Origin of the sequence: Saccharopolyspora soli (assembly GCF_022678645.1) — a bacterium.
Lineage (GTDB): Bacteria > Actinomycetota > Actinomycetes > Mycobacteriales > Pseudonocardiaceae > Saccharopolyspora > Saccharopolyspora soli.
In genome coordinates this window covers 49,444-72,122 of sequence record NZ_JALBWV010000032.1, presented here as the reverse complement: position 1 = coordinate 72,122, position 22,679 = coordinate 49,444, and the positions used below count along the sequence as shown (strand labels likewise).

General features: G+C 70.4%; 19 protein-coding genes. 14 read left to right on the top strand and 5 right to left on the bottom strand.

What is annotated here, in order from left to right:
- Positions 1 to 21: 21 nt before the first annotated feature.
- From hisH to hisI, 5 genes are all read left to right on the top strand, one after another.
- Positions 22 to 651 (top strand): imidazole glycerol phosphate synthase subunit HisH, encoded by a 630-nt coding sequence (gene hisH, locus MOQ72_RS23815; RefSeq protein WP_242187701.1) that lies wholly within the window; start codon positions 22 to 24, stop codon positions 649 to 651.
- Complete coding sequence (locus tag MOQ72_RS23810; RefSeq protein ID WP_242187699.1) at positions 648 to 848, top strand: hypothetical protein; 201 nt, start codon at positions 648 to 650, stop codon at positions 846 to 848. The genes hisH and MOQ72_RS23810 overlap by 4 nt, the downstream gene beginning before the upstream one ends.
- Before the next feature lie 193 nt (positions 849 to 1,041).
- Positions 1,042 to 1,773: a bifunctional 1-(5-phosphoribosyl)-5-((5-phosphoribosylamino)methylideneamino)imidazole-4-carboxamide isomerase/phosphoribosylanthranilate isomerase PriA gene (priA, locus tag MOQ72_RS23805; RefSeq protein ID WP_242187697.1), complete on the top strand. Its 732-nt coding sequence runs from the start codon at positions 1,042 to 1,044 to the stop codon at positions 1,771 to 1,773.
- A gap of 100 nt (positions 1,774 to 1,873) precedes the next feature.
- The gene (hisF, locus tag MOQ72_RS23800; protein WP_242187696.1) at positions 1,874 to 2,647 is read left to right on the top strand and encodes an imidazole glycerol phosphate synthase subunit HisF; all 774 of its coding nucleotides are present in this window, start codon (positions 1,874 to 1,876) and stop codon (positions 2,645 to 2,647) included.
- On the top strand, positions 2,644 to 2,994 hold the full coding sequence (gene hisI, locus MOQ72_RS23795; protein WP_242187694.1) for a phosphoribosyl-AMP cyclohydrolase: 351 nt from the start codon (positions 2,644 to 2,646) through the stop codon (positions 2,992 to 2,994). The genes hisF and hisI overlap by 4 nt, the downstream gene beginning before the upstream one ends.
- 114 nt (positions 2,995 to 3,108) lie before the next feature.
- On the opposite strand, the gene MOQ72_RS23790 is transcribed toward hisI, so the two are convergent.
- On the bottom strand, positions 3,109 to 3,738 hold the full coding sequence (locus MOQ72_RS23790) for a TetR/AcrR family transcriptional regulator (RefSeq protein WP_242187693.1): 630 nt from the start codon (positions 3,736 to 3,738) through the stop codon (positions 3,109 to 3,111).
- A 184-nt stretch (positions 3,739 to 3,922) separates the two neighbouring features.
- Here MOQ72_RS23790 and MOQ72_RS23785 point away from each other — a divergent pair, with 184 nt between their 5' ends.
- The 6 genes from MOQ72_RS23785 (at position 3,923) to lgt (ending at position 10,491) form a co-directional block, all read left to right on the top strand.
- Positions 3,923 to 5,497 (top strand): anthranilate synthase component I, encoded by a 1,575-nt coding sequence (locus tag MOQ72_RS23785; RefSeq protein ID WP_242187690.1) that lies wholly within the window; start codon positions 3,923 to 3,925, stop codon positions 5,495 to 5,497.
- Positions 5,484 to 6,083, top strand: coding sequence for a Trp biosynthesis-associated membrane protein (locus tag MOQ72_RS23780; RefSeq protein ID WP_242187774.1), 600 nt, complete (start codon positions 5,484 to 5,486; stop codon positions 6,081 to 6,083). Before MOQ72_RS23785 ends, MOQ72_RS23780 begins: the two co-directional genes overlap by 14 nt.
- A gap of 264 nt (positions 6,084 to 6,347) precedes the next feature.
- Complete coding sequence (gene trpC / locus MOQ72_RS23775; RefSeq protein ID WP_242187687.1) at positions 6,348 to 7,157, top strand: indole-3-glycerol phosphate synthase TrpC; 810 nt, start codon at positions 6,348 to 6,350, stop codon at positions 7,155 to 7,157.
- 70 nt (positions 7,158 to 7,227) lie between these two features.
- Positions 7,228 to 8,502, top strand: a complete 1,275-nt coding sequence (trpB, locus tag MOQ72_RS23770) for a tryptophan synthase subunit beta (RefSeq protein WP_242187686.1) — start codon at positions 7,228 to 7,230, stop codon at positions 8,500 to 8,502.
- The gene (trpA, locus tag MOQ72_RS23765; protein WP_242187684.1) at positions 8,499 to 9,293 is read left to right on the top strand and encodes a tryptophan synthase subunit alpha; all 795 of its coding nucleotides are present in this window, start codon (positions 8,499 to 8,501) and stop codon (positions 9,291 to 9,293) included. Before trpB ends, trpA begins: the two co-directional genes overlap by 4 nt.
- 148 nt (positions 9,294 to 9,441) lie before the next feature.
- A complete protein-coding gene (gene lgt / locus MOQ72_RS23760; RefSeq protein WP_242187678.1) occupies positions 9,442 to 10,491 on the top strand; it encodes a prolipoprotein diacylglyceryl transferase in 1,050 nt (349 codons plus the stop codon).
- Between the two features lie 2 nt (positions 10,492 to 10,493).
- Here lgt and MOQ72_RS23755 read toward each other — a convergent pair whose 3' ends face one another.
- Positions 10,494 to 11,249, bottom strand: a complete 756-nt coding sequence (locus tag MOQ72_RS23755) for an IclR family transcriptional regulator (protein WP_242187673.1) — start codon at positions 11,247 to 11,249, stop codon at positions 10,494 to 10,496.
- A 78-nt stretch (positions 11,250 to 11,327) separates the two neighbouring features.
- Between MOQ72_RS23755 and asnB the strand changes: the two genes are divergently transcribed.
- Positions 11,328 to 12,833 carry an asparagine synthase (glutamine-hydrolyzing) gene (gene asnB, locus MOQ72_RS23750; protein ID WP_242187671.1) on the top strand — a complete coding sequence of 502 codons (1,506 nt, stop codon included), beginning with the start codon at positions 11,328 to 11,330 and terminating at the stop codon, positions 12,831 to 12,833.
- A gap of 40 nt (positions 12,834 to 12,873) precedes the next feature.
- On the opposite strand, the gene MOQ72_RS23745 is transcribed toward asnB, so the two are convergent.
- From MOQ72_RS23745 to MOQ72_RS23735, 3 genes are all read right to left on the bottom strand, one after another.
- Positions 12,874 to 13,641, bottom strand: coding sequence for an ABC transporter ATP-binding protein (locus tag MOQ72_RS23745; protein ID WP_242187670.1), 768 nt, complete (start codon positions 13,639 to 13,641; stop codon positions 12,874 to 12,876).
- 192 nt (positions 13,642 to 13,833) lie between these two features.
- A complete protein-coding gene (locus tag MOQ72_RS23740; protein WP_242187668.1) occupies positions 13,834 to 14,877 on the bottom strand; it encodes a FecCD family ABC transporter permease in 1,044 nt (347 codons plus the stop codon).
- Positions 14,874 to 15,815: an ABC transporter substrate-binding protein gene (locus tag MOQ72_RS23735; protein ID WP_242187666.1), complete on the bottom strand. Its 942-nt coding sequence runs from the start codon at positions 15,813 to 15,815 to the stop codon at positions 14,874 to 14,876. The genes MOQ72_RS23740 and MOQ72_RS23735 overlap by 4 nt, the downstream gene beginning before the upstream one ends.
- A gap of 718 nt (positions 15,816 to 16,533) precedes the next feature.
- Here MOQ72_RS23735 and gltB point away from each other — a divergent pair.
- Both gltB and MOQ72_RS23725 read left to right on the top strand, forming a co-directional pair.
- Positions 16,534 to 21,084, top strand: a complete 4,551-nt coding sequence (gene gltB, locus MOQ72_RS23730) for a glutamate synthase large subunit (RefSeq protein ID WP_242187665.1) — start codon at positions 16,534 to 16,536, stop codon at positions 21,082 to 21,084.
- Complete coding sequence (locus tag MOQ72_RS23725) at positions 21,077 to 22,582, top strand: glutamate synthase subunit beta (RefSeq protein WP_242187664.1); 1,506 nt, start codon at positions 21,077 to 21,079, stop codon at positions 22,580 to 22,582. Before gltB ends, MOQ72_RS23725 begins: the two co-directional genes overlap by 8 nt.
- Positions 22,583 to 22,679 lie beyond the last annotated feature (97 nt).

Here is a 22,679-nt window from a genome sequence, read left to right as displayed (position 1 = left end):
CGGTCCCGGTAGCCTGGGGCCGTGGCACGAGTCGTCATCTTGGACTACGGATCGGGCAACCTGCGCTCCGCCGAGCGCGCGCTGCAGCGCGTCGGGGCCGACGTCGAGGTGACCGCCGATCATCGTGCCGCGTTGGAAGCCGACGGGCTGGTCGTGCCGGGTGTTGGCGCTTTCGCGGCCTGCATGGAGGGCCTGCTCGAGGTCGGCGGCGACAAGATCATCGACCACCGGCTGGCGGGCGACCGGCCGGTCCTGGGCATCTGCGTGGGCATGCAGGTGCTCTTCGACGAAGGCGTCGAGCACGGCATGCAGGCCAACGGCTGCGGCCAGTGGCCGGGCACCGTCGAGCGGCTGCACGCCGACATCCTGCCGCACATGGGCTGGAACGAGGTGCAGCCGCCGCAGGGCAGCACCCTGTTCGCCGGGATCGAACCGGGCACCCGGTTCTACTTCGTGCACTCCTTCGGCGTGCGGAAGTGGCAGCTGGCGCCGTCGGATCGGATCGCACCGCCGCTGGTGACCTGGGCCGAGCACGGCGAACCGTTCGTGGCCGCCGTGGAGAACGGTCCGCTGGCGGCGACCCAGTTCCACCCGGAGAAGTCCGGCGAGGCGGGCGCCCGACTGCTGCGGAACTGGCTGGACAGCCTGTGACCCGCCGCCACGGCCTGCTGGGGCCGACCGCGATCCGGGTGATCGCACTGGTGCTGGCAGTGGGGATGATCGCGGGCATCGGCGCGCCCTACCTGGTGCAGGCCGGGGTTCCGCTGTGGGCGGTGCTGCTGCTGGTGCTGATCGTGCTGGCGGTGCCCATCGTCGCGGTCACCCGCGCCGACCGCAGCCGACGCTAGCGCCGCAACTGGGCATACATGATGTCGGGGATCCCGGACCAAGACGGCGTCTGAGGTTCCGCTACCCGCACCGCCACGCAAAACAAGTTCGAAGACAGGCTTCTGGGGAAATCCGGAACAGTCGTCGCACCGCGCTTCGGTCCGCCGCTGGGTCGCGAGCAGGGACGATGGTTCGCCATCGTAGGGTTGGGACGTGACATTCACGCTGCTTCCCGCTGTTGACGTTGCCGACGGTCAGGCAGTGCGCCTCGTGCAGGGCGCCGCCGGTACCGAGACTTCCTACGGTGATCCGTTGGAAGCCGCGCTGGCCTGGCAGCGCGCGGGAGCGGAGTGGATCCACCTGGTCGACCTGGACGCGGCGTTCGGCCGCGGTTCGAACCGCGCGCTGCTGGCCGAGGTGACCGGCAAGCTCGACGTCCAGGTGGAGCTCTCCGGCGGCATCCGCGACGACGCCTCGCTGGAGGCGGCGCTGGCCACCGGCTGCGCGCGGGTCAACCTCGGCACCGCCGCGCTGGAGAACCCGGAGTGGGCGGACCGGGTCGTCGCCGAGTACGGCGAGCGGGTCGCGGTCGGGCTCGACGTGCGGATCACCGAGCAGGGGCACCGGCTGGCCGCGCGCGGCTGGACCAAGGACGGCGGGGACCTGTGGGAGGTGCTGGCTCGGCTGGACGCCGCCGGTTGCCGCCGCTACGTGGTCACCGACGTCAGCAAGGACGGCACCCTGCAGGGGCCGAACGTGGCTCTGCTGCGCGAAGTCTGCTCCCGCACCGATGCGCCGGTGATCGCCTCCGGCGGAGTGTCCAGTGTGGACGATCTGGTGCGGCTGTCCGAACTCGCCCCGATCGGCCTGGAGGGCTCGATCGTCGGGAAGGCGCTCTACGCCCAGAACTTCACCCTCGAAGAAGCCCTCGCCGCGGTCCGCTGACGCACCGGAGCTTCATCCGGGTTCACGACGCGGGTGAAGCTGGGTGGGCTGAAATCGCCCCGTCCACCGCGCCGCACGGCCAGGTCTTTACCCTGGGGACATGGCCGTTGCGGTGCGTGTGATCCCCTGCCTGGACGTCGATCAGGGGCGGGTCGTCAAGGGTGTCAACTTCGCCAACCTCCGCGACGCGGGCGACCCCGTGGAGCTCGCCCGCGCCTACGACGCGGAAGGTGCCGACGAGCTGACCTTCCTCGACGTCACGGCATCCTCCGCCGACCGGGAGACCACCTTCGACGTGGTCCGCCGCACCGCCGAGCAGGTGTTCATCCCGCTGACCGTGGGCGGCGGCGTGCGCAGCCCCGAGGACATCAACCGGCTGCTGCGCGCCGGTGCCGACAAGGTCAGTCTGAACACCGCCGCGATCGCTCGGCCGGAACTGCTCAGCGAGGCATCGCAGCGCTTCGGCGCGCAGTGCGTCGTGCTGTCGGTGGATGCGCGGCGGGTGCCCGAGGGCGGGCAGCCGACTCCGTCCGGCTACGAGGTCACCACGCACGGCGGTCGGCGCGGCACCGGGATCTGCGCCGTCGAGTGGGCCGCCGAGGGGCAGCGGCTCGGGGTCGGCGAGATCCTGCTGAACTCGATGGACGCCGACGGCACCAAGGCCGGATTCGACCTGGAGATGATCCGCGCGGTGCGCGCTGTCGTCGATGTGCCGTTGATCGCCAGCGGTGGGGCCGGTGCCGTCGAGCATTTCGCGCCCGCGGTGCACGCCGGGGCGGATGCGGTGCTCGCCGCCAGCGTGTTCCACTTCGGACAGTTGCGGATCAGTGAGGTCAAGGAAGCTATGCGGGCGGAAGGGATCACAGTGCGATGATCGGTCTGGACCCGGCGATCGCCGCCCGCCTGAAGCGCAATCCGGACGGGCTGGTCGCGGCGATCGCGCAGCAGCGCGGCACCGGCGAGGTGCTGATGATGGCGTGGATGGACGACGAGGCGCTGCACCGCACCCTCACCACCCGGCGCGGCACCTACTACTCCCGCAGCCGCCAGCAGTACTGGGTCAAGGGCGAAACGTCCGGGCACACGCAGTACGTGCACGAGGTGCGGCTGGACTGCGACGGCGACACGATCCTGCTGGTCGTCGACCAGCAGGGCGCGGCCTGCCACACCGGGGACCGCACCTGCTTCGACGCCGACACCCTCCTCAAACCCGAGGGCTGACGCGCTCCCAACTCCGGGGAAATTCGGAGCCCGCATCGTTCGGGTGTCCAATTCCAGGGAAAGTTGGAGACTCGCCCACAACGCGCCGGTTCCCGGCGGGTGCTGCCGCCAGGGTCATCGGGCGGGGGAGCCCAGGTCGCCGGTGAGGTAGCGCTGGAGGTTGGGGGCGATGGTGGCCACCACGACGTCGTGGTCGGCCGAGGCCAGCGGTTCCAGGCGGACCACGTAGCGGGCCATGCCGAGACCGACGATCTGCGTCCCGCACAGCGCCGTCCGCAGCTCCGGCTGGTCCACGTCGAGCGCCTTGACCAGCCGGGTGAACAGCACGCTCTGGATGAACTCGCGCAGCATCCGCACCGCGTTCTCGTTGGTGGCGATGCTGCGCATCAGGGCCGCGAACTGGCCGCCGCCGACGTTGTCCCAGACGGTCAGGAACCGGTGCAGCAGGCGCTCGGCGAGCTGCTGCGGATCGCCTTCCAGCAGTTGCGGCACCACTTCCGAGGGGTTGATCGGGATGGCCACCGCGGCGGTGAACAGGCCCTCCTTGCCGCCGAACCAGTGGTTGACCATCGCCGGGTCGACACCGGCCTTGCCCGCGATGGCGCGCACCGTGGCCGCGTCGTACCCCTGCTCGGTGAACACCTCGCGCGCCGCGGCCAGCAGCGCCGCTTTGGTGTCGGCGCCGCTGCGCCGCCGCCCGCGGCGTTTCGGCTCCGCGCCGTCCTGGTCGATTCCACTGCTCACCCACCTATCCTCGCCGCCCGAACGCGCCGAGGGCAAAACGGTGCCCAGAGACTGTTTCAGGAGTGGTTCGCGCAGCGGCGCGGGTGCGGGCCCTCTGCGGTAGCCGTCTCCGCACCGCAAGCCGCTCAGCCAGCAGACCCTAGGTCCCGCGCGGGCCGTGACGGGTGGGCGGCACAATGACGGCATGGTCGGCGACGGTGATATCGGCAGTATCAGCCCTGGACGCGAGGAGTTCCGTTCCCTGGCGGCGGGCCGCCGGGTGATCCCGGTGGTGCGGCGGTTGCTCGCGGACGACGAAACCCCGCTCGGGGTGTACCGCAAGCTCGCCGGGGACCGCCCCGGAACGTTCCTCTTCGAATCCGCCGAGAACGGCCGCTCCTGGTCGCGATGGTCCTTCGTGGGCGCGCGCTCCGCGGCGGCGCTGACCGCCCTGGACGGCCAGGCGCACTGGACGGGCACTCCGCCGGTCGGGCTGCCCGACAGCGGCGACCCGCTGCAGGCGCTGCGCGAGACGGTGCGGCTGCTGCACACCGACCCGCTGCCCGGCCTGCCACCGCTGACCGGCGGGATGGTCGGCTACCTCGGCTACGACGCGGTCCGCAGGCTGGAGCGGCTGCCCAACCTGACCGAGGACGACCTGCGGATCCCCGAGCTGGTGATGCTGCTGGCCACGGACCTGGCCGCACTGGACCACCACGAGGGCACCATCACGCTCATCGCCAACGCGGTGAACTGGGACGACAGTCCGGAGCGGGTGGACGCCGCCTACGACGACGCGGTGCGCCGACTGGACGCGATGACCGAACAGCTGTGCACCCCGGCCGCCCCCACGGTCGCCGCGTTCTCCCGGCCGAACCCGCAGTTCATCCGGCGCCGCCAGCCCGCCGAGCACCACGCTGCGGTGGAGAAGGCCAAGGAGGCGATCCGCGACGGCGAGGCGTTCCAGGTCGTGGTGTCGCAACGCTTCGAGATGGCGACCGAGGCGGACGCCCTGGACATCTACCGGGTCCTGCGCACCACCAACCCGAGCCCGTACATGTACCTGCTGCGGCTGGAGGCACCAGACGGCGGCACGCCGTTCGACATCGTCGGATCCAGTCCGGAGTCGCTGGTAACGGTGCGCGACGGGCAGGCCACCACGCACCCGATCGCCGGGACCCGCTGGCGGGGTGCCGACGAGGACGAAGACGCGTTGCTGGAGAAGGAGCTGATCAACGACGACAAGGAGCGCGCCGAGCACCTGATGCTCGTCGACCTCGGCCGCAACGACCTGGGCCGGGTCTGCAAGCCGGGTTCGGTGCACGTCGTCGACTTCTTCCGCATCGAGCGCTACAGCCACGTCATGCACATCGTGTCCACCGTGACCGGTCAGCTCGCCGAAGGGCAGACCGCCTTCGACGCGATCGCCGCCTGCTTCCCGGCGGGCACCCTCTCCGGTGCGCCGAAACCGCGCGCGCTGGAACTGATCGAGGAGTTGGAGCCGACCCGCCGCGCCCAGTACGGCGGCGTGGTGGGCTACCTGGACTTCGCCGGGGACGCCGACACCGCGATCGCCATCCGCACCGCCCTGGTGCGCGACGGCACCGCGTACGTGCAGGCCGGTGGCGGCATCGTGGCCGATTCCGATCCGGTCGCCGAAGACCAGGAATGCCTGAACAAGGCTCGCGCGGTGCTCAACGCGGTCGCCACCGCCGAGACGCTGTCGCGGCCATCCAACGCGCAGGTGGAGGAGCGGGTTGACCACCGTGCCGGGATCTGAGCCGGGCTCGCGGTCGAAGGGTCTGCTGTGGACGGTGGTGCTGCTGGTGCTGGCCGCCGCTGGAGTGCTCTGGGCAGCGAGCGCGCTGGTCTGGGTCGGCCAGCGGTTCCGCACCCCGTTCGGCACCGAGGTCATGGCGGGCAGCACCGGCGCGGATCTGCGCCCGGAGCTGGTGCCGGTGGCGCTGGCCGCGCTGGCGGCCGTTGCCGCCGTGCTGGCGACTGGCGGGTGGCTGCGGCGGGCGGTCGGCGTCCTGGTGGTGATCGCGGGCGGTCTGCTCGCCTGGCGGGTCTACCAGCAGTTCAACTTCGGCTGGTTCGCGTACGGGACGACCGACGTTCCGCCGGGCAGCACCCCGATCGGCCAGATTTCCACCCAGCCAGGTGGGATGCTGCTGATGGCAGCCGGTGCGGTGCTGCTGCTCGTCGCTGGGCTGCTCGTCGCGTTCCGGGCGGGCCGGATGCCCGCCATGGGCGCGAAGTACTCGGCGCCGGGAGCCGCCAAACCGAAGTCCCACGATCCGGACCGTCAGATGTGGAACGATCTGGACGCGGGTCGCGATCCAACCGATGAGCAGGATCGTTGAAATTTCTTCGAATTGGCCGAGCGGTGGAAAACCCTGTTCGGCACGGGTCCGGACGGCCGTCCAACATCGTCACCAGGGACGAAGGTCCTTGCTGCGCTGGGACGTTGGGCTACCCCTTGGTGGGACCGGCGGCCGGTGAGGTTTAGCATCGGCCATGCGACGGCACGGCGGGAAGGGGAGTGTCGTGATCGAGCGCAAGGAGTTCAGCTGCGCATCCAGCAAGTTTCGGCTCGGTGTTCGGGGCACGGCTGGCGAGGTGTTCGCGTGACCGTTCTGGAATCCATCATCGAAGGTGTTCGCGAGGATTTGGCGGTTCGCGAATCCGCGATCCCCTTCGACGAGATCAAGCACCTGTCCGCCGCGGCAGCACCGCCGCACGATGTGCTCGCCGCGCTGCGCGCGCCGGGCGTGGGCGTGATCGCCGAAGTGAAGCGGCGCAGCCCTTCGAAGGGTGAGCTGGCCGAGATCGGCGAGCCAGCCGACCTGGCCGCCGACTACGCCGCGGCCGGAGCACGGGTGATCAGCGTGCTCACCGAGCAGCGCCGCTTCGGCGGTTCGCTGGCCGACTTCGACGCGGTGCGCGCTCGGGTCAACACGCCGCTGCTGCGCAAGGACTTCATCATCAGCCCGTACCAGGTGCACGAGGCCCGCGCGCACGGCGCGGACATGGTGCTGCTGATCGTGGCCGCGTTGGAGCAGAACGCGCTGGAAGCGCTGCTGGACCGGGTCGAGTCGCTGGGCATGACCGCGCTGGTCGAGGTGCACACCGCGGAAGAGGCCGACCGGGCGTTGGAGGCCGGGGCGAAAGTCATCGGCATCAACGCGCGCAACCTGCACACCCTGGAGGTCGACCGCGACGTGTTCGGCCGGATCGCCCCCGGATTGCCGCAGGAAATCCTCAAGATCGCCGAGTCAGGGGTCCGCGGGCCGAGCGATCTGATGGCCTACGCGGGCTCCGGTGCGGATGCGGTGCTGGTCGGTGAGGGCCTGGTGACCAGCGACAATCCCAAGACCGCGGTTACCCAGTTGGTGACCGCCGGGTCGCATCCCGCGTGCCCGCGACCGAGCCGGTAGCCGCCGGATCAGGCATCTTGGAGCTCAGCAGCACTGGCCGGGATCGGCGCCAGGCACAGGAGGTAAGGCAATGACCGTCGGGGCAGATACCGCGCGCGCCCACCGGCCGGGCAGGCCCGTGCCGGAAGGGCACGACCCGGACGAGCGCGGGCACTTCGGTGACTACGGCGGCCGGTTCATGCCGGAAGCGCTGATCGCGGCCCAGGACGAGTTGGCCGCCGAGTACGCCAAGGCGCAGAACGACCCGCAGTACCTCGCCGAGCTCGACGACCTGCTGCGCAACTACGCCGGACGCCCGTCGCTGCTGACCGAGGCCAAGCGGTTCGGCGAGCACGCTGGCGGTGCTCGGATCCTGCTCAAGCGGGAGGACCTGAACCACACCGGCTCGCACAAGATCAACAACGTGCTGGGTCAGGCGCTGCTGGTCAAGCGGATGGGCAAGCGCCGGGTCATCGCCGAGACCGGCGCCGGACAGCACGGCGTGGCCACCGCGACCGCCTGCGCGCTGCTCGGCCTGGAGTGCGTGGTCTACATGGGCAAGGTGGACACCGAGCGGCAGGCGCTCAACGTGGCGCGGATGCGGCTGCTGGGCGCCGAGGTCATCCCGGTCCACACCGGCTCGGCCACCCTCAAGGACGCCATCAACGAGGCCCTGCGGGACTGGGTGACCAACGTCGAGCACACCCACTACCTGCTCGGCACCGCCGCGGGCGCGCACCCGTTCCCGATGATGGTGCGCAACTTCCACAAGGTCATCGGTGAGGAGGCCCGCGAGCAGGCGCTGGCGCTGACCGGTCGGCTCCCCGACGTCGTCGCCGCCTGCGTCGGCGGCGGTTCCAACGCCATCGGCATCTTCCACGGCTTCATCGACGATCCGGGCGTGCGGCTGGTCGGGTTCGAACCCGCCGGGCACGGCATCGCGACCGGCGAGCACGGCGCCACCCTCAGCGAGGGCACCCCCGGCACGCTGCACGGCGCCCGCTCGTACCTGTTGCAGGACGACGACGGCCAGGTCATCGAGGCGTACTCGATCTCGGCCGGGCTGGACTACCCCGGAGTGGGCCCCGAGCACTCCTACCTGAAGGACACCGGGCGCGCGGAGTACCGGTCCATCACCGACGACGAGGCCATGCAGGCGTTCCGGCTGCTCTCCCGCACCGAGGGCATCATCCCGGCGATCGAGTCCGCGCACGCGCTGGCCGGTGCGCTCAAGCTCGGCCAGGAGCTCGGCCCGGAGGCGATCATCCTGGTCAACCTCTCCGGGCGCGGTGATAAGGACATGGACACCGCGGCGAAGTACTTCGGGCTCGTCGACAGCGCGGAACAACAGGAGGAGTCGCGGTGAACCTGCGCGAGGTTTTCCAGGCGTGCCGGGAAGAACAGCGGGCCGCCCTGATCGGTTACCTGCCCGCCGGGTTCCCGACCGTCGAAGGCTCCAAGGAGCTGTTCGACGCGATGCTGACCGGCACCGGTGGTTCGACGGGCTGCGACATCGTCGAGGTCGGCATCCCGTTCTCCGACCCGGTGATGGACGGCCCGACCATCCAGGCGGCCAGCGACAAGGCGCTGCGCGCCGGGTTCCGGCTGCGGGACGTCTTCGACGTGGTGTCCTCGATCGCGAACGCCGGTGGCCACGCCGTGGTGATGACCTACTGGAACCCGGTGCACCACTACGGCCCGGACGCCTTCGCCCGCGACCTCAAGGCCGCCGGTGGGCTCGGTGCGATCACCCCGGACCTGATCCCGGACGAGGGTGAGGACTGGATCGCCGCGACCGACGCGCACGGCCTGGACCGGATCTTCCTGGTCGCGCCGTCGTCGACGGAGGAACGGCTGGCGCTGACCGCCAAGGCCAGCAGCGGCTTCGTGTACGCCACGTCGGTGATGGGCGTGACCGGTGCGCGCGAGAGCGTCGGCGCGCAGGCGGCCGGGCTGGTGCAGCGCACCCGCGCGCACACCGACCTGCCGATCGGCGTCGGCCTCGGGGTGCGCTCCGGCGAGCAGGCCGCCGAGGTGGCGGGCTTCGCCGACGGCGTCATCGTCGGCTCGGCTTTCGTCACGCGCGCCGAACAGGACGGCCCGGCCGGGGTCCGCGAGCTGGCGGCGGAACTCGCCCGCGGCGTCCGCTCCCGCTGAACAGCGGATTTCGGACCCGTTCCGTGTAGTGCGGGGCCACGGCGTCCAGCTGCCGCCTCGACCGCGCAGGCCCGGATGACCGGCGGGTTCGGCGCGTTGGGGCCGGGCGGTGCTCACCTTTCGTGGGGCGCCAGATACGGTTAGCGGCGTGCATGCCCCGGTCGCCGCCTCGAACGCGTTCCTGGCCAACATCCCCAGCCCGAGCCAGGGGGTTTGGTACCTCGGCCCGATCCCGCTTCGCGCCTATGCGCTGTGCATCATCGCTGGCATCATCGCGGCCGTCTGGTTGGGCAGCCGTCGCTGGGTGGCGCGGGGCGGCCGGGAGGGCACGGTCATCGACATCGCGGTGTTCGCGGTGCCGTTCGGACTGGTCGGCGGTCGGCTCTACCACGTGGCCACCGACTGGCAGAAGTACTTCGGACCGGACCGCAACCCGCTGGACGCCCTGAAGGTGTGGGAAGGCGGCCTGGGCATCTGGGGCGCGGTGGCGCTCGGTGCGCTCGGCGCCTGGATCGGCTGCCGCCGTCGGGGCGTGCCGCTGCCCGCTTTTGCCGACGCCGTCGCGCCCGGCATCGTCCTGGCGCAGGCCATCGGACGCCTGGGCAACTGGTTCAACCAGGAACTCTACGGCGCGCCGACCAACCTGCCGTGGGGACTGGAGATCTACCGGCGCATCGACCCGCAGACCGGGCTTTCCGATCCCATCGCCGGTGTGGCGCTGGACCACACGCCGATCACCGTGGTGCACCCGACGTTCCTGTACGAACTGCTGTGGAACCTCGCCGTCTGCGCGCTGGTCATCTGGGCGGACCGCAAGTTCCGGATGGGCCACGGCCGGGTGTTCGCGCTCTACGTCGCTGGCTACACCGCCGGACGGCTGTGGATCGAGATGATGCGCACCGACGAGGCCACGCACATCTTCGGCGTCCGCATCAACGTCTTCACCTCCCTGATCGTCTTCGCGGGCGCGGTGGTGTACCTGCTGCTGGTGCGCGGCAAGCGCGAAGACCCCGAACTGCTGCGCGGCAAGCCGATGCCCGGTGATGACGACACCGCAGCGACTCCGGAGGAGCCGGAGGCGGCCGCGGAACCGGAGGCGACTGCGGTCAAGGCCGAGGACGATGATGCCGACGATGCCGACGGCGGCGGCGAGCGCGCGGAGGCGCGTAGCGCCGATCGGCGCGGCGAGGGCGGCTGAGGCTACGGAGCGCCGAGGGCGCGTGAAAGCCGCGCAGCGGCGTCGACGACGGCCGTGACGACGGGCGCGCGAGCGTCCGGAGGCAGTCGGAAGGCCGGGGCGGAGACGTTGACCGCCGCGACCGTCGTGCCGTGGAAGTCATGCACCGGCGCCGCGACTGCCACCAGTCCGGGCTCGGACTCCTCGATCGCCATGCCGTGCCCGGCGACCCGCTCTGCGTGCAGCCGGTCCAGTACGGCTGTCGTCGTGCGGGGCGCTCGTTCGGTGCCGGGCATTGGTTCCGGTTGTGCCGCGAGCAGCATCTCGACTTCGTCGTCCGGTCGTCCGATCAGCAACGCTCGGCCGCTCGCCGTGCAGTTCAGCGGGGAGAGTCGGCCGATCCGCTCATGTGCTTGCAGGGTTCGTCCGGGGCGCTCCGCCAGCACGGTCACGGCCGCGTTGCCGCTGAGCACTGTCAGGTAGGCCGCCTCGCCCAGCGTGCGCACGAGTCGTCGGAGCACCGGCGATGCTTGTTGCAGGAGCCTGCTGTCGCTGGCCGCGCTCGCGAGCGCGAAGAGCTGCCAGCCCAACCGGTATTCCAGGCTTTCCGGGTCCCGTTCCACGAATCCCGACTCCGCCAGCACCTTCAAGGTGCGGGAGACCTGGGTCTTCTCCTTTCCCAGCGCCTCCGCCACGGACTGCACCCGCAGCGGACCGGAGCCGAGCGCGCGCAGCACGTCCAAGGCTCGCTGGACGCTGCTCAAGCTGTCGGCGGTCACGGTGCCACCTTGTCATGTGCGTGCGTATGGAGCAACTATCGTTGCTATTTGAGCCCTCGCTTTCTACGGTCGAATTCCATGTGCGGAATAGCTGCCCTCTACCACCACCCGACGAACCCGACTGCCGTTGGCGAGCGGATGCTCTCCGCGATCACCCACCGCGGCCCGGACGACACCGACCACTGGAGAGTCGGCGGGCATGCCTGGCTCGGGCACACCCGGTTGTCGATCGTCGACCTCGACGGCGGACGGCAGCCGCTGGGCGAGCCGGACAGCTGGGCGCTGGTCTGCAACGGCGAGATCTACAACCACACCACGCTGCGCGAATGCCTCGGTGAGCACAACTTCAACACCTCCTCGGACAGCGAATCCGCGCTGGCGCTGCTGCGGCAGCACGGGCCGACCGCGTTGCACCGGCTGCAGGGCATGTGGGCGTTCTGCGCGGCCACACCCGACGGCCGCTTCACCGCCGCCCGCGACCGGCTGGGCATCAAGCCGCTGTACTGGGCGAACGTCGATGGCGCGTATTACTTCGCCTCGGAACTGCGGGCCTTCCCGCCGGACGTGCAGCACGCCGTCGAGACGTTCCCGCCGGGGTGTTCCTGGACCCCGGAGGCCGGACTGGTCCGCTTCGCCGACCCGGTGCCGGATCCCGCTGACTTACCCGACTGGGACGAGCTCGCCCCGGAGATCGCCGAGAAGTCGACCCGCGAGGTGCTGATCGACTCGGTCCGCCGCCACCTGATGGCCGATGTCGAGGTCGGCGTGTTCCTCTCCGGCGGCCTCGACTCCAGCATCGTCGCCGCCATCGCGGCGGCCGAGTACGCCGCGAGCGGCAAGCGGTTGCGGACCTTCGCGGTTGGCACCGCTGGCTCGCCGGACCTGCTCGCCGCCCGCGCCGCAGCCGAACACCTCGGCACCGAGCACTACGAGGCGATCTTCGACGCCGAGCAGGCCATCGCCGCATTGGACGACGTGATCGCCTCCGTCGAGTCCTTCGACGCGAGCCTCATCCGCAGCGCGGTGCCCAACTGGTTCCTGGCCGAACTCGCGGCACAGCGCGTCAAAGTGGTGCTGACCGGGGAAGGCGCCGACGAACTCTTCGCCGGGTACGGCTACTACCACCAGTCGCACGCCGACGACCTCGCACCGGAACTCGCCCGCACCATCGGTGCACTCCACGGCCTCAACCTGCAGCGCTGCGATCGCGTCACCATGGCGCACGGCCTGGAGGCCCGCGTCCCGTTCCTGGACACCGACGTCATCGCCCACGCGATGTCCCTGCCGTCCGGGATGAAGTCGCTCGAAGACGGTGTGGAGAAGGCCCACCTGCGTCGCGCGTTCACCGGTTGGCTGCCCGAGGACCTGCTGTGGCGCCGAAAGCTCCAGTTCGGAACCGGCAGCGGAGCCCAAGATCTCCTCACCCCGTACTGGGAATCCCGAGTCACGGACACCGAACTCGCCGAAGAGGGCGAGGCCGCGCAACTCCGCACCAAGGAGGAACTGGCCTACTACCGGGCCTTCCGCCGAGCACTCCCGGCAGTCCGGCCCGAAGCGGTCCTGACCCGTTTCGCCACCGCCTGACCACTTGGCGGGTGCGTGGATTGGTTTGGGTGACGGAACCTCAGCCTCGGATCGGGGCGATGACCGGGAAGCCGTCGGGGGTGCGCAGGACCGTCACACGAGCCGTGTAGCGCTCGGCGAGGGCGGCCGGGGTGAGGACTTCGGTCGGGGTGCCTTCGGCGGCGACGCGTCCCGCGTCGAGCAGGAGCAGGCGTTCGGCGTACTGGGCGGCCAGCGTGAGGTCGTGCAGCGTCATGACCACCGTGGTGCCCAACTCGCGGCGCAGTTCGTCGACCAGGTCGAGCAGCGCTTGGGCGTGTCCGACGTCCAGGCCGGTAGTGGGTTCGTCGAGCAGCAGCACCCCGGCTCGTTGGGCCAACGCGCGGGCCAGCACGGCGCGCTGGCGTTCGCCGCCGGACAGCGTCGACAACACGCGGTCCGCCAGCCTCGTGAGGTCCAGGCGGTCCAGCAGGGAGCGCACCACGTCCAGGTCGGCCGGGCCTTCCCGGCCCAGCATGCCGAGGTGCGGAGTGCGGCCGAGCAGCACGTAGTCGGTGACGGTCAGGCCGATCGGCAGCTGCGGGATCTGCGGCGCGTAGCCGACCGCTCGGGCACGTTCGCGGCGGCGCAGCACGGCCAGCGGGCGGCCGTCGACCAGCACGCGTCCCTGGTGGCGCACCAGACCCGCGACGGCCTTCAACAGCGTCGACTTGCCGGACCCGTTCGGTCCGATGATGCCCAACCAACCACCAGTGTCCACAGTGGTCGAAACACCGGAAATCACCGTGCTGCGCCGATATCCGGCGGACAGCTCGTGCACCTCCAACACGCCAGCACCGCCTCTCCGCGTTTTTCAGTGATGGTTGCGCCCTGCACGAATCTCGCGTCTCGTGGTTTCTGGTGGCTGGTTTGCGTCACGGTCCCCTGAGGTGCGGTTGGGGAGGACTGGGGTTGACGCAGGGTTGCTCATGCGTTCTCGGTATTTTGCGGGGCACCCGCAGCGGGCGGAGCAGATGATCGGTCATGCGTGCCTTCGGTGCAGTAGGAGCGCGAAGAACGGGGCACCGGTGAACGCCGTGATGACGCCGATCGGGATTTCGGCCGGGGCCAGCAGGGTTCGGGCCAGCATGTCCGCGGTGACCAGGAACGCGCCGCCGAACAGCAAGGACAGCGGCACGATGATCCGGAAACTGCCACCGACCCCCAGCCGCACCAGGTGCGGCACCACCAGGCCGACGAACCCGATCAGCCCGGCGACCGACACCGCGGCCGCGGTGGTCAGTGAAGCGGCGACCAGCACCAGCGCCCGCACCCGCCCCGGGTGCACGCCGAGCGCGGCGGCCTCCTCGTCGCCGGTGCCCAGCAGGTCCAGCAGCCGAGCGCAGGTCCACAGCACGAACGCCGAGATCGCCAGGTACGGCAGCACGACCAGCACTTCGCGCCAGCCGGTGGTGGTCAGCCGCCCCAGGATCCACATGTAGACCTGTTCCAGCGTCTCCACCCGCAGCTGCTGGACGAACGTCTGCCCGGCGGTGAGGAACGCGCCGACCGCGACCCCGGCCAGCACCAGCGTCGCGGTGTCGCGGCCCGCTGAGCGGCCGACCAGCCAGGTCAGGCCCACGCCGCCGAGCGCTCCGGCGAACGCCGCGAGCTGCACCGGGATGGGCGTTCCGTGCTGCGCCGACGCGCTGATCACCAGGGTGGCGCCCAACCCGGCGCCGGAAGCCGATCCCAGCAGATAGGGGTCGGCCAGCGGGTTGCGGAACACACCCTGGAACGCCGCGCCGGAGACCGCCAGCGCCGCCCCGACCAGCACGCCGAGCACCACCCGCGGCACCCGCAGCTGCCAAAGGATCGCCGCTTCCCGCTCCGACAGCGGCGAGACGCCGCCGGTTAGCTGCGCGACGATTTCCCCGAGCACCCGCTGCCAACCGAGCTCGGCCGCCCCGAACAGCACCGACAGCAGGGTGCTGGCCAGCAGCACCGCCACCCCGATCAACAGGTGGCGGGGGCGCAGCTTGGTCTGCTTCAACGCCGCAGGGGCCGGGCGGAGCGCGGTGGTCACCCCCGCTGCGCCTTGGCCACTCCGTCGCCGATGGCCCGCACCAGGTCGACCACCCGCGGCCCCCAGCGGCCCGCGATGTCGTCGTCGAGCTCGATGACGTGGCCGCGGCGCACGGCGTCGAGGGTGTTCCAACCCGGTCGGGCCGCCACGGCCGCCGCGTTGACCTGGCAGCACTTCGCGTCCGCCACGAAGATCAGGTTCGGGTTGGCCCGCACGATGTGCTCCTCGGAAAGCTGCGGGAACTTCCCACCCGCCGGATCGGCGACGTTGGCCAGTCCGAACAGGCCGTAGACGCCGCCGACGAAGCTCTGCGAGGTCGCGCTGTAGTAGTCCGGGCTGACCTCGTGGTAGAAGCTCAGCGGCTGCGGCGGCTTGGGCGTGTGGCGGACGATCTCGTCGATGTCCGAACGCATCCGGTCCACCAGCTGGGCGGCCTGCTCGGTGTGCCCGGTGGCCTGGCCGAGCACCTCGATCTGCCGGTAGGCGTCCTCCAGCGTCGCCGCCGAAGGGGTGAGCAACGTCGGCACGTTGACCACCTTCAGCCCCTCGGCCAGCTGGCCCGCGTTGTCCGGCGCGATGACCAGGTCCGGGGTGCGCGCGCCGACCGCCGCGGCGTCCGCGGTGAAGCCGGAGAGGTCAGTGCGCGGCGCCTGCGGCGGGAAGTTGGAGAACTGGTCCACCGCGACGACCTGGTCTCCGGCCCCGATCGCGTACAGCGTCTCGGTGGCGGTTGGGGACAGCGAGACGATCCGCTTCGGTTGTTGCGCCAGCGTCACGGGAGGTTGGCCGGGCAGTTCGACCTTGACCGGGAACGCCGAGGCCGGATCGTCAGCCGGTGCCGTTGTTTCGGAACGAGGTCGGGTGGCGCACGCGGTTACCCCGGCGAACAGGGCCAGCGTGGCGAGCAGCAGCGCGGCGAGTCGGCGGAACCCGGTCATGTCTTCCCTACGTTCGGCCGGTGCGGCGGGCGCGGCCTACGGGAAGCCGACACCGCACCCCTGCACCGGGGGTGGCGGACATCGACGCCACGCGCGAAGGCGACCTGGCTCGTGCCCGGCGGACCGGGCCATCGCAGTTGCGGCACAGCACCGGGTTCACACCGGTTTCGCTTGGCGCTGGCGTCCCGCGAGCCCCCGCGTCGCGGGTGCTCTGAGCTGGAAAGATATCAGGAGAAGATCTCCCGCCCACGCCGCCGCGGGGTGTCCTGCGGCACGGGGGCTATACCGACTGCGACCAAGCGGTTAAATTTGACAGCGAACCGTGTCCAGCGGCGTGCGGTCGTCGGGGTGAGGAGAGTACGCGCGGATCGGGCAGTGTAGGTGCTCAGCTGCGCTTCGGCGGCAGGCGGGCGGTGAAAGCCGCACTCCGCCACGCATGCAGTACCACCCGGGAAACAGCGAGTCCCTAACCGATGCGAGCGCGTTACTACAAGATGGTCAGCATCACTCCCAGAGTGCTGCTTCTGGGTATCGCGGCTGTTAAAGTTCCCTGAACACTCCGGTCGCAGCGAGCGGGCAGTCGCGCCCGAAAACTTCTGTCGAGTAACCGGAAGTCATCTGCGGGCCAGCGTCGTCCCGTGCCCAGAAGTCGTGAAGTGTCAGGTCGGAAATCGGCCGACGACTTCCAGCACGAGAACTGACGAGGGAGGTCTGCGCAGTGGTCTTCTCTGCCGTCCCAGCAGCTCAGGGGTTGTACGACCCGGCTGCGGAGCAGGATTCCTGCGGTGTCGCCATGGTCGCCGACATCCGCGGACGCCGGTCGCACGGCATCGTCGCCGATGCCCTGACCGCGCTGGCGAACCTGAAGCACCGCGGTGCGGCCGGTGCCGAGCCGACCAGCGGGGACGGTGCGGGCATCCTGATCCAGCTGCCCGACGAGCTGCTGCGCGCCGAAGCGGGCATCGGGCTGCCGACGCCGGATGCGGCCGGACGCAGCCGCTACGCGGCCGGGATGGCGTTCCTGCCAGCCGACGCCGACCAGCGGCGTCGGGCGGTGGAGCTGGTGGAGCGAGTCGCCGCCGAGGAGAACCTGCGCGTGCTGGGCTGGCGCGACGTGCCGATCGCCCCGGAGAAGGCGGGCGTGGGCACCACTGCTTTGAAGTGCATGCCGCACTTCGCGATCGTGCTGGTCGCCGGGGACTGCGGCGAGGCCGGTATCGAGCTGGACCGATTGGCGTTCTGCCTGCGCAAGCGCGCCGAGAAGACGGCCGCGCAGCAGGGTCTGGAGCTGTACTTCGCGTCGCTGTCCAGCCGGACCCTGGTCTACAAGGGCATGTTGACCACCGGGCAGCTGCCCGCGTTCTTCCCGGACCTCGGCGACGAGCGGCTGGTCAGCGCGATCGCGTTGGTGCACAGCAGGTTCTCCACCAACACCTTCCCGTCGTGGCCGCTGGCGCACCCGTTCCGCTTCGTGGCGCACAACGGTGAGATCAACACGATCCGCGGCAACCGCAACCGGATGCGGGCCCGCGAGGCGCTGCTGGAATCCGAGCTGATCCCCGGCGATCTCGCCCGGCTGTACCCGATCTGCACCGACGGCGGATCGGATTCCGCGTCCTTCGACGAAGTGCTGGAGTTGCTGCACCTGGGCGGCCGGAGCCTGCCGCACGCGGTGCTGATGATGGTGCCGGAGGCGTGGGAGAACCACGCCGAGATGGACCCCAAGCGCAAGGCGTTCTACCAGTTCCACGCCAGCCTGATGGAGCCGTGGGACGGCCCGGCCTGCGTCACCTTCACCGACGGCACGGTGGTCGGCGCGGTGCTGGACCGCAACGGGTTGCGCCCGGCCCGCTGGTGGCAGACCGCCGACGACCGGGTGGTGCTGGCCAGCGAGACCGGCGTGCTCAACCTCAAGCCCGAAGAGGTGGTGGCCAAGGGTCGCCTGCAGCCGGGCCGGATGTTCCTGATCGACACCGCGCAGGGCCGCATCGTCGACGACGACGAGGTCAAGTCGCAGCTCGCCGAGGGCAACGCCTACGACGAGTGGCTGCACGCCGGGCTGCTCAACATCGACGAGTTGCCGGACCGCGAGCACGTGGTGCAGAGCCACGCGTCGGTGGTGCGCCGCCAATTGACCTTCGGCTACACCGAGGAAGAACTCAGCCTGCTGCTGGCGCCGATGGCCACCACCGGCGGCGAGCCGCTGGGGTCGATGGGCTCGGACACCCCGCCAGCGCCGCTGTCGCAGCGCCCCCGGATGCTCTACGACTACTTCGTGCAGCAGTTCGCGCAGGTCACCAACCCGCCGCTGGACGCGATCCGGGAGGAGATCGTCACCTCGGTGGCGCGCATCATGGGCCCGGAGCAGAACCTGCTGAACCCCTCGGCGGTGTCCTGTCGGCACATCGTGCTGCCCAACCCGGTGATCGACAACGACGAGCTGGCCAAGCTCATCCACGTCAACGACGACGGCGACCTGCCCGGTTTCGCCTCCGCCGTGCTCTCCGGTCTGTACGAAGTGGACGGTGGTGGCGAGGCGCTGGCGGCGGCCATCGAGCGGGTCCGCCAGGAGGCGTCCGAGGCGATCGACGCCGGGGCGCGCGTGCTGGTGCTCTCCGACCGCGACTCGGACCACAAGCTGGCGCCGATCCCTTCGCTGCTGCTGGTTTCCGCGGTCCACCAGCACCTGGTGCGGACCAAGGAGCGGTTGCGCGTCGCGCTGGTGGTGGAAAGCGGGGATGCCCGCGAGGTGCACCACATCGCCGCGCTGCTCGGCTACGGCGCCGCGGCGGTCAACCCGTACCTGGCGTTCGAGACCATCGAGGACATGATCACCACCGGGCAGATCACCGGTACCCGGACGAAGGTGGCGATCCGCAGCTACGTGCAGGCGTTGGTCAAGGGTGTGCTGAAGGTGATGTCCAAGATGGGCATCTCGACCGTCGGCGCCTACACCGCCGCGCAGGTCTTCGAGGCCGTCGGGCTCTCCGAGCAGGTCGTCGACGAGTACTTCGAAGGCACCGCTTCGAAGCTCGGTGGTGTCGGGCTGGACGTGCTGGCCGAGGAGGTCGCGCAGCGGCACCGCCGCGCCTACCCGGACAACCCGACCGAACGGGTGCACCGGAAGCTGGAGATCGGCGGTGACTACCTCTACCGGCGCGAGGGCGAACTGCACCTGTTCACCCCGGAAACGGTGTTCCTGCTGCAGCACTCCACCAAGACCGGCAAGTACGACGCGTTCCGCAAGTACACCGCGGAGTGCGACCGGCTGTCCGCCGAGGGCGGCACGTTGCGCGGTCTGTTCGAACTGGACAGTGGCCGGGCGCCGATCGACATCGACGAGGTCGAGCCGATCTCGGAGATCATGAAGCGGTTCTCCACCGGCGCGATGAGCTACGGCGCGATCTCCGCGGAGGCGCACGAGACGCTGGCGATCGCGATGAACCGGATCGGCGGCAAGTCCAACACCGGGGAGGGCGGCGAGGACGTCGACCGGCTCTACGACCCGCAGCGCCGGTCGGCGGTCAAGCAGGTGGCCAGCGGTCGCTTCGGCGTCACCAGCGAATACCTGGTCAACGCCAGCGACATCCAGATCAAGATGGCGCAGGGCGCCAAGCCGGGTGAAGGCGGTCAGCTGCCCGCGCACAAGGTGTACCCGTGGATCGCCAAGACCCGGCACTCCACGCCGGGGGTGGGCCTGATCTCGCCGCCGCCGCACCACGACATCTACTCGATCGAAGACCTGGCGCAGCTGATCCACGATCTGAAGAACGCCAACGAGCACGCCCGCGTGCACGTCAAGCTGGTCTCCGAGTTCGGCGTCGGCACGGTCGCCGCAGGTGTTTCCAAGGCGCACGCCGACGTGGTGCTGATCTCCGGCCACGACGGCGGCACCGGTGCCGCGCCGCTGACCTCGTTGAAGCACGCGGGCACGCCGTGGGAGGTCGGACTGGCCGAGACCCAGCAGACGTTGCTGCTCAACGGCCTGCGGGACCGGATCACGGTGCAGGTCGACGGCGGCTTCAAGACCGGCCGCGACGTGGTCGTCGCCGCGCTGCTGGGCGCCGAGGAGTACGGCTTCGCCACCGCGCCGCTGGTGGTCGAGGGCTGCGTGATGATGCGCGTCTGCCACCTCGACACCTGCCCGGTCGGGGTCGCCACCCAGAACCCGGAACTGCGCAAGCGCTACACCGGCCAGGTCGACCACGTGGTGAACTTCTTCGAGTTCATCGCCCAGGAGGTGCGCGAATACCTGGCGCAGCTCGGGTTCCGCACCCTGGACGAGGCCATCGGCCAGGTTTCCGCGCTGCGCACCGACGAGGCGATGGCGCACTGGAAGGCGCGCGGCCTGGACCTGACCCCGGTGTTCGCCGAGCCGCGGACACCGTACTCGCCGGTGCGGCGCCGGGTCCGCGAGCAGGACCACGGCCTGGACCACGCGCTGGACCGCACGCTCATCCAGCTCGCCGAGGCGGCGCTGGAAGACGCGCGCCCGGTGCGGCTGCAACTGCCGGTGCGCAACGTCAACCGCACCGTCGGCACGCTGCTGGGCGCCGAGGTCAGCCGCCGCTACGGCGGCGATGGGCTGCCGTCGGACACCATCCGCGTCGAACTGGAGGGCTCGGCCGGGCAGTCGTTGGGCGCGTTCCTGCCGCCCGGCGTCACGCTGGACATGGTCGGCGACGCCAACGACTACGTCGGCAAGGGCCTCTCCGGTGGCAGGATCATCGTGCGCCCGCACCCGGACTCGGGGTTCGCCGCCGAGGACCAGGTGATCGCTGGCAACGTGATCGGATACGGCGCGACCAGTGGCGAGATCTTCCTGCGCGGCAAGGTCGGCGAGCGGTTCTGCGTGCGCAACTCCGGTGCCATCGCGGTCGCCGAGGGTGCCGGTGACCACGCCTTCGAGTACATGACCGGCGGTCGCGCGGTGGTGCTCGGCGGCACCGGCCGCAACGTGGGCGCCGGGATGTCCGGCGGTATCGCCTACGTGCTGGACCTGGACCCGGTGCGGGTGAACACCGCGATGGTGGACCTGCAACGGCCTAGCGCCAAGGAACTGAAGTGGCTGCACGAGATCGTGCGGCGGCACCACGAACTGACCGGCTCGGCGGTGGCGGCCTCGCTGCTCGGCGACTGGCCGCGGCGCTCGGCGGCGTTCACCAAGGTGATGCCGCGCGACTACCAGCGCGTGCTGGACGCCATGCGGATTGCCCGGATCGAAGGCCGGGACGTGGACGAGGCGATCATGGAGGCTTCCCGTGGCTGACCCGAGGGGATTCCTGAAGTACTCGCGGGCCGATTCCCCCAAGCGCCCCACCGACGAACGGCTGGGCGACTGGCACGAGGTCTACGCCGAACTGTCCAGGGAGGACCGCAACGCCCAGGTGTCGACGCAGGCCGCGCGGTGCATGGACTGCGGTATCCCGTTCTGCCACTCGGGTTCGGCGGGTTGCCCGCTGGGCAACCTGATTCCGGAGTGGAACAACATGGTGCGCCGCAGTCAGTGGCGGGACGCCAGCGAACGGCTGCACGCCACCAACAACTTTCCGGAGTTCACCGGGAAGTTGTGCCCCGCGCCGTGCGAAGCCGGTTGTGTGCTGGCCATTTCGCCGGAGGCCGGTGGCGCGGTGGCCATCAAGCGGGTCGAGGAAACGATCGCCGAGGTCAGCTGGGAGAAGGAGTACGTCACCGCCCAGGTGGCCGAGGTGCACACCGGCAAGCGGGTGGCCGTGGTCGGCTCCGGGCCCGGCGGGCTGGCCGCGGCGCAGCAGCTGACCCGAGCCGGTCACGAGGTCACCGTGTACGAGCGCGACGACCGCATCGGTGGCCTGCTGCGCTACGGCATCCCCGAGTTCAAGATGGAGAAGTCCGTCCTGGACCGGCGGTTGGCGCAGATGCGGGCCGAGGGCACCAAGTTCATCACCAGCTGCGAGGTCGGTGTCGACCTCACCGTCGAGGAACTGCGCGCCGGTTACGACGCCGTGGTGCTCGCGGTGGGCGCGCTGCGCGGCCGCGACGACAGCACGATCGCGGGCCGCGAGCTCAAGGGCGTGCACCTGGCCATGGAGCACCTGGTGCTGGCGAACAAGGAGTGCGAGGGTGACGGCCCGACGCCGATTTCGGCGCAGGGCAAGCACGTCATCGTCCTCGGCGGCGGCGACACCGGGGCGGACTGCTACGGCACCGCGACCCGGCAGGGCGCGCTTTCGGTGACGCAGTTGGACAACTACCCGCAGCCGCCGACGACCCGCGACGACGACCTGTCGCCGTGGCCCACCTGGCCGTACATCCTGCGCACCTACCCGGCGCACGAGGAGGCCGGGCAGCGGAAGTTCGCGGTGGCGATCGAATCCTTCGTCGGTGACGACGAGGGCAACGTGCGCGCCGTGCGGTTGCGCGAGGTGCGGGTGCAGCGCGACGCGGACGGGCGCCGACAGGTCGTCCCGGTGTCCGACGAGGTCGAGGATCTGCCCTGCGACCTCGCGCTGCTGGCGATCGGCTTCGACGGCGTCGAGCACATGCCGCTGCTGGACGGCCTGGGCATCGAGCTGACCAAGCGCGGCACCATCGGCTGCGGATCGAACTGGGAGACCGCCGCGCCGGGCGTGTTCGTCTGCGGCGACGCCCACCGCGGCGCGTCGCTGGTGGTGTGGGCGATCGCGGAGGGCCGCTCGGTGGCCAACGCGGTCGACGCCTACCTCACCGGAGACTCCCAACTCCCGTCCCCGGTCCACCCGACAGCGCTCCCGCTGGCAGTCGTCTGACCTCTTCCCGGAAAAGAGTTCCAGGCGCGAATCGCCCTGTGGTTGCGTGGTCGCGGTCGGCCGCCTCGGTCGTGAGTGGCAATGGTCGCCATAGCGA

Bases quoted from the DNA above. Each gene is read 5' to 3' on its own strand.
- hisF (WP_242187696.1), top strand. From the start codon at position 1,874: ATGGCCGTTGCGGTGCGTGTGATCCCCTGCCTGGACGTCGATCAGGGG.
- hisI (WP_242187694.1), top strand. From the start codon at position 2,644: ATGATCGGTCTGGACCCGGCGATCGCCGCCCGCCTGAAGCGCAATCCG.
- MOQ72_RS23785 (WP_242187690.1), top strand. From the start codon at position 3,923: ATGGTCGGCGACGGTGATATCGGCAGTATCAGCCCTGGACGCGAGGAG.
- trpB (WP_242187686.1), top strand. From the start codon at position 7,228: ATGACCGTCGGGGCAGATACCGCGCGCGCCCACCGGCCGGGCAGGCCC.
- asnB (WP_242187671.1), top strand. From the start codon at position 11,328: ATGTGCGGAATAGCTGCCCTCTACCACCACCCGACGAACCCGACTGCC.
- MOQ72_RS23735 (WP_242187666.1), bottom strand. From the start codon at position 15,815: ATGACCGGGTTCCGCCGACTCGCCGCGCTGCTGCTCGCCACGCTGGCC.